The organism is Lactobacillus sp. HMSC08B12, from assembly GCF_001808415.1.
GTDB lineage: Bacteria > Bacillota > Bacilli > Lactobacillales > Lactobacillaceae > Lactobacillus > Lactobacillus delbrueckii.
Genome location: NZ_KV793151.1, coordinates 1 through 3,740, shown reverse-complemented (window position 1 = coordinate 3,740; position 3,740 = coordinate 1). Strand labels below are relative to the sequence as shown.

The following is a 3,740-nucleotide window of genomic DNA, read 5'->3' as shown; positions in this document are numbered from 1 at the left end:
TAGCATTGGATATGTTTTTGAATTCGGTAAAAAAGCAAACGGTAAAATAAGATATAGATAAAACTAAGAATTAGAAAGAACAGAGAGAAAGACATGCGTTTAAAGAACAAGCCTTGGGCAAACAAACTGGTAGAAGAGCACCCGGAAAGCGCCTTGGACTGGCCGGATCCAGCGGAAAAGATCGACTGGGCAGCCCGCTTTGGCAACGACAAGCCAATTGAAATCGAAGTCGGCTCAGGCAAGGGGCAGTTTATTACTACTTTGGCTAAGCAGCACCCTGACCGCAACTTCGTGGCCATGGAAATCCAGAAGACGGCAGCCGGCATCATCTTGAAAAAGAAGCTGGACGAGGGGCTGGACAACCTGCAGATCCTCTGCGCCGACGCGGCCAACCTGGTAGCCTACTTCGGGGAAAACTCCACCAGCAAGATCTACCTCAACTTCAGCGATCCCTGGCCAAAGAGCCGGCATGAAAAGCGCCGCTTGACCTACAAGGACTTTTTAGCCAAGTACCAGGCAGTCTTGACCGGCGACGGGTTGATCGAATTCAAGACCGACAACTCCGGCCTGTTTGCCTACAGTGTCAAGAGCATGAACAATTACGGGATGCACTTTGACTTCGTGTCAGTTGACCTCCACCACGAAAGCGAAGAAATCGTGGAAAAGAACGTGGAAACTGAGTATGAGCACAAGTTTGCCAGCAAGGGGCAGCCGATCTACTGCCTGCACGCGGGCTTTCTGGCCAAGTAAAAAATTTCCCTTTGCCGGGAAAATCGGTTAAAATAGCTAGTAAATATTTCTCTTATTAAAAGTAAGCAGGAGGCAAACATGGAAGAATATAAAGTAGTTGACCAGGCAAAGCTGGCGGACTTAGTCAAGAGCGGGCGGACGGTTGTCGAATTTTCTGCTGACTGGTGCTCAGACTGCCGCTTTTTGGAACCTGCCATGCCAGCAATCGAAGCTGACTTCGCAGACAGCAAGTTCATCAAGATCGACCGGGACGGTTCTATCGACTTGTGCAAGGAAATGAACATTATGGGAATTCCTTCATTTGTTGTCTACCAAGATGGGCAAGAAATTGGTAGACTAGTTAATGGAGACCGCAAGACCAAGCAGGAAGTAGAAGCATTTTTGCGGTCGCTTGACTAGATAAGAGGGGACTTGAGATCAAATGATCACTAGTATTAACAAAGTAAGCTATCCCAACACTTTGATCGTCATCTTGGCGCAAGGCGATGGCGAAAGCAATTTCGAAGAAAAGGCCGACGTAACCCGGGTTACGGACGGCAAGGGCGAATTGACCGGCTTCAACTTCTTTAACGTTGACCAAGTACTGGACTACGACAAGCTGCCAAACGGCGAAGTCAAGCTGGATGAAGACCAAGTCGCAGCTTTAAACGAAAAACTGGCCAGCGTTGGTTTTTCCGACAAGCTGACTGTGGCCAAGCCAACCTTGGTTTATGGCTACGTTAAAAGCTGTGAAGTGCACCCGGACTCTGACCACTTGCACGTAACGCAAATTGACGTTGGCGATGGTCAGGACCACCAAATTGTCTGCGGGGCACCAAACATCGCCCAAGGGCAAAAGGTCGTTGTGGCTCTGCCAGGTACTTTGATGCCAACTGGGGCCCAGATTTGGCCAGGCACCTTGCGCGGGGTTGAATCAGACGGGATGATCTGCTCAGCCAGAGAACTGGGCTTGGCTCATGCTCCGCAAAAGCGGGGGATCATGGTTGTTCCGGACAGCTTCAAGATCGGTGACGAATTTGAACCGACCAAGTGTGACGAACTGCTGGCCAGCGGCGCTATCACCCTGTAATTGTTAAAAAACGGCAAAACATAAAGAGCTTTCGGCTGATTATGGCCCGGAGCTCTTTTTTCTTGGCCCAAGAATGATAAAATAAGGGTCGAACGTTTGAAACAAATGGAGCGAAAAAATGTTAGACAAGACTAAACAAATTTGGTTTATTGGGATCAAGGGGACCGGGATGGCTTCCTTGGCCTTGATTTTGCACGACCTGGGCTACAAGGTTGCCGGCAGTGATATCGACAAGTACACCTTCACCCAGGATCCACTGGAAGCCGCTGGGATTGAAGTTGCTTCCTTCTCTAAAGACAACATCAAGGAAAGCGGCCAGGTAATCGTCAAGGGCAACGCCTTCAAGAGCGACAACATTGAAGTTGCCGCTTGCGAGGAAAAGGGCGTGGCGTGGCAAAGCTACCCGGACACGGTTGAAGAAATCGTCCAGCAGTACACCAGTATCGGGGTTGCGGGTTCCCACGGCAAGACTTCAACCACCGGCCTTTTGGCAACGGTTTTGGGCGAAGCCGCTCCGACTTCTTTCCTGATCGGTGACGGGATGGGGAAGGGGGTCAAGGACTCCCGCTTCTTCGTCTACGAAGCTGACGAATACCGGCGGCACTTCCTGGCCTACCACCCGGACTACCAGATCATGACCAATGTTGACTTTGACCACCCTGACTACTTCAAGGACAGAGACGACTATGCCTCAGCCTTCCAGACGGCGGCTGACCAGACTAAGAAGGGGCTTTTTGTCTGGGGCGATGACGAACGCCTGCAGAAGATCCAGCCAAAGACCGCTAAGAAGTACACTTACGGCTTGAAAGACAGCGATGACTTCCAGGCCTTTGACGTGGTTAAGACCACTGAAGGGGCCAAGTTCCATGTCCGGGCTAATGGGAAAGACTTAGGCGAATTCACCATCCACCTTTTCGGTGACCATAATGTGATGAATGCCACGGCGGTTATTGCCATTGCCTTTACTGAAGGCATCGACCTTGATGTAGTCAGAAAGGGTCTGGTCAAGTACACCGGGGCCAAGCGCCGCTTCAGCGAAAAGGACTTTGGTGACACGGTGGTCATTGATGACTACGCCCACCACCCAACTGAACTGCGGGCTACGATTCAAGCTGCCCGGCAGAAGTTCCCGGACCGGAAGCTGGTTACCATCTTCCAGCCGCACACTTACTCCAGAACCAAGGAATTCGAAGAAGAATACGTGGAAATTCTGAAGGGGGTCGACAAGGCCTTCTTGACGCCAATTTACGGGTCAGCCAGAGAAGCAGCGGGCGACATCAAGAGTGAAGACATCACCAGCCAGATTCCAGGCGCTGAAGTCATTGACTTCGACAATCTGAAGGATCTTTTGGCTTACAAGGGTGACTGCATTGTCTTCATGGGTGCCGGCGATATTCCTAAATATGAAGTAGCATTTGAAGAAATGCTGGAAAAGTAAGATAAGCAGCAGACAAGCCGTTGACTAGGTCAGCGGCTTGTTTTTGTGGCTCTTTGTCAAATCTTACTGATGCTTGTCAAGAAATCTTACATATGTTTGATGAAGGCACTAAACAGAACACGTCTGTTTAGTGCTTTTTTTGAAGCAAATGATGTTCTGCTCTAGTCTGATCCTTTTCAAAAGGTGAGTGAAATTAGAATAGCCATAGGGCTGTACGTTCAATTTGTTTGATCTTACGATTAACGCCCTCTAGGCAGCCATTTGAGTACGACATTTTGGCACCATTAATGACAGCCCTCCTGTTCTTTCTGAAGATCCGTATGGTTGTTTTCAATTGCTCACAATACTGACCGATATTACTGTCGAGCAGATCGTTAATTTTTTCGTATCTTTGTCTGCTAAAGCATACACGAAATCCTGCATGAAGTCGTATGTGTTCTTCAGTGTTTCATTGCATTTAAGGCCTTCATCAACGATTTGAGC

Annotated in this window: 4 protein-coding genes and 1 pseudogene; 4 read left to right on the top strand and 1 reads right to left on the bottom strand. The window is 49.2% G+C overall.

Annotated elements, in window-relative coordinates:
• Positions 1–93 precede the first annotated feature (93 nt).
• The 4 genes from trmB to murC all read left to right on the top strand — a co-directional run bounded on the left by trmB (position 94) and on the right by murC (position 3,257).
• Positions 94–750 (top strand): tRNA (guanosine(46)-N7)-methyltransferase TrmB, encoded by a 657-nt coding sequence (trmB, locus tag HMPREF3168_RS04805; protein ID WP_002879806.1) that lies wholly within the window; start codon positions 94–96, stop codon positions 748–750.
• A gap of 78 nt (positions 751–828) precedes the next feature.
• Positions 829–1,149 carry a thioredoxin family protein gene (locus HMPREF3168_RS04800; RefSeq protein WP_002879808.1) on the top strand — a complete coding sequence of 107 codons (321 nt, stop codon included), beginning with the start codon at positions 829–831 and terminating at the stop codon, positions 1,147–1,149.
• A 22-nt stretch (positions 1,150–1,171) separates the two neighbouring features.
• Entirely contained in the window at positions 1,172–1,819 is a 648-nt protein-coding gene (ytpR, locus tag HMPREF3168_RS04795) for a YtpR family tRNA-binding protein (protein ID WP_070488734.1), read from the top strand.
• Positions 1,820–1,937: 118 nt separating this feature from the next.
• Positions 1,938–3,257, top strand: a complete 1,320-nt coding sequence (murC, locus tag HMPREF3168_RS04790; protein WP_070488731.1) for a UDP-N-acetylmuramate--L-alanine ligase — start codon at positions 1,938–1,940, stop codon at positions 3,255–3,257.
• An 86-nt stretch (positions 3,258–3,343) separates the two neighbouring features.
• Here the strand turns inward: murC and HMPREF3168_RS09815 are convergent.
• Positions 3,344–3,740: pseudogene (locus HMPREF3168_RS09815) on the bottom strand (transposase); the annotation flags it as partial.